A 2106-nucleotide genomic window follows, 5' to 3' on the forward strand; every position below is an offset into this window, starting at 1 on the left:
CGGTGCTGCGCGTGATCGAGCGCGAGGCGCCGTATGCCGCGGTGGAGCTGGCGCTCGGCCCGGGCGGCGCGCCGGGCGAGCGCCTGTGGGCGCTCGTGACGCAACGCTCGGTACAGGCCCTGGCGGTGGCGCCGGGTCAGCCGATGGTGGCCAGCTTCAAGGCGGTGGCGGTCGAAGGGCGCGCCGCCGCCGTCCATACCGAAACGGAGTCCTCGTCCTCATGAGCAACGCGCTGCGGGTCCTGAGCGTCAACGTCGCCGCGGCGCGCCCGCTGGACGTCGGCGAGAACCGCCGCGTCCTGAGCGCGATCGGCAAGCGCGGCGTGAGCGGCGCGGTGGGGGTGGGCCGGCTCGGGCTCGCCGGCGACGAACAGGCCGACCCCACGGTGCACGGCGGCCTCGACAAGGCCGTCTACGCCTACCCCAGCGAGCACTACGCGTTCTGGCAGACGGTGCGCGCGCAGGCCCGCGTGGCGCCATGGGACGAGGCGCTGCCGCACGGCTTCATGGGCGAGAACCTCACGCTCGCCGGCCTGCGGGAAGGCCAGCTGTGGATCGGCGACGTGCTGCGCTTCCCGCACTGCGCGCTGGCGGTCGCCGCGCCACGCCAGCCCTGCTACAAGTTCAACGCGGTGATGGGCTTCAACCAGGCCGCGAAGATGATGCTGCAGTCGGGCTACTGCGGCGTCTACCTCGCGGTGCGCGAGCCGGGCACGATCGCGGCCGGCGAGACGGGCGTGCTGCAGCCGGGCCCGCGAGAGGTCGGCATTCCCGAGCTGTTCCGTGCGGTGATGGGCAGGCACCGCCGCGACTGACGCGCGAGGGCCGCGTTGCCCGGCGCGCGACAATCACCGCATGCTCGCCTACCGACACGCCTTCCATGCGGGCAACCATGCCGACGTCCTCAAGCACACCGTGCTGTGCGCAGTGCTGCGCCACATGGCGCAGAAGGACAAGCCCTACCGGCTGATCGACACCCACGCCGGCGCTGGCGGCTACTCGCTGGGCACGCCCGAGGCGCTGAAGAAGGGCGAGTTCGAGCACGGCATCGCGCGCCTGATGGACCGCAGCGACCTGCCGCCCATGGTGGCCGACTACGTGCAAGTGGTGCGCGACTTCAATCCCGATGGGGGCCTGGGCCGCTACCCCGGCTCGCCCGAGTTCGAACGCCGGCTGCTGCGCCCGCAGGACGAGCTGCGCCTGTTCGAACTGCACCCGGCCGACCTGCGCACGCTCGCCGCCCACCATGCCGACCGGCCGCACACCGAGGTCCACCACGAGGACGGCTTCACCGGGCTGCGGGCCCAGCTGCCGCCGCCCTCGCGCCGCGCGGTGGTGCTGATCGACCCGTCCTACGAGCTGAAGGCCGACTACGCCCGGCTCGTCGCGACCGTGCGCGAGGCGCTGCAGCGCTTTGCGGAAGCCGTGATTCTGGTCTGGTACCCGCAGGTCAGCCGGATCGAGGCCGCGCAACTGCCCAAGCGGCTGCAGAACCTGGCGCCCAAGGGCTGGCTGCATGCCCGGCTCACCGTGCAGCCGCTCGACGTGCAGGGCTTCGGCCTGGCCGGCAGCGGCATGGTGGTGATCAACCCGCCCTGGACGCTGCACGCCCAGTTGCGCGACACGCTGCCCTACCTGGCCCAGGCACTGGCGCAGGTCGACACGCCGAGCCACCTGCTCGAACAGCGCGCGGCCTGAGCGCGCCGTCGCGCACTCGGTGCGCTCCTCGCTGCCGGACAGGACCGGCGCAGCCGATGCCGTTGAAGTCACTTGAATAATGCGAATGATTCGCATTAAAATGGTTTGCTCCGGCTTCGGCCGTCCCGCCGAGCCCTCGGCGCACCGGCTCTGACCGAGGCGCCCTCTCGCCGGTCCTGCGGACCCCAAGACTTCTCATGAGCTCTGGTTTGCCTCCCCTGCCGAACGGCGTCGCGCCCCCACCGCTGCCCACCGCCTCGTCGGAAGGCCTGACGCAGGCGCGCGGCGCGGGCTGGTGCTGGGCGTGCTGGCGGCGCACGTTGCCGGCGGCTGGGGCCTGCTGCAGATCGACTCGGTGCGCGAAGCGGTGCAGGCCGCCGCGCCGATCATGGTCGACCTGATCGCGCCG

The 2106-nt window shown here is 72.3% G+C and carries 3 protein-coding genes; all 3 read left to right on the forward strand.

What is annotated here, in order from left to right; genetic code table 11:
* A partial coding sequence (locus tag x551_RS21490; RefSeq protein WP_036251198.1) for a TOBE domain-containing protein occupies positions 1-224 on the forward strand: 224 nt, incomplete at its 5' end.
* Positions 221-814, forward strand: coding sequence for an MOSC domain-containing protein (locus x551_RS21495; RefSeq protein WP_036235891.1), 594 nt, complete (start codon positions 221-223; stop codon positions 812-814). The genes x551_RS21490 and x551_RS21495, both read left to right, overlap by 4 nt.
* 40 nt (positions 815-854) lie before the next feature.
* Entirely contained in the window at positions 855-1697 is an 843-nt protein-coding gene (gene rlmJ / locus x551_RS21500; RefSeq protein WP_011831290.1) for a 23S rRNA (adenine(2030)-N(6))-methyltransferase RlmJ, read from the forward strand.
* Positions 1698-2106: the final 409 nt, after the last annotated feature.

Source organism: Methylibium sp. T29, assembly GCF_000576205.1.
GTDB classification, from domain to species: Bacteria; Pseudomonadota; Gammaproteobacteria; order Burkholderiales; family Burkholderiaceae_C; genus Methylibium; species Methylibium petroleiphilum.